The following is a 241-nucleotide window of genomic DNA, read 5'->3' as shown; positions in this document are numbered from 1 at the left end:
CTCGAAGTACGGCGCCGCCACGGTCGGTCCGGTCAGGATCAGCGGGAACGGCAGGTCCTTGTTCTCCTCGCGCAGCAGGATGCCGAGCAGGTACAGGATCTCCTCGGCGGTGCCGACGCCACCGGCGAACACGATGATGCCGTGGCCGATGCGGACGAAGGCCTCCAGGCGCTTCTCGATGTCCGGCATGATCACCAGGTGGTTGACGATCGGGTTCGGCGACTCGGCGGCGATGATGCCC

At 66.8% G+C, this 241-nt stretch carries 1 protein-coding gene; it reads right to left on the bottom strand.

Going from position 1 to position 241, the window contains the following annotated elements:
• A partial coding sequence (locus tag HMPREF0519_RS13535; RefSeq protein WP_191976499.1) for an LOG family protein occupies positions 1–241 on the bottom strand: 241 nt, incomplete at both ends.

Source organism: Lentilactobacillus hilgardii DSM 20176 = ATCC 8290 (assembly GCF_000159315.1).
GTDB lineage: Bacteria > Bacillota > Bacilli > Lactobacillales > Lactobacillaceae > Lentilactobacillus > Lentilactobacillus hilgardii.
Note: the sequence above shows the minus strand (reverse complement) of the source record. Positions and strands in the feature narration are given on the sequence as shown.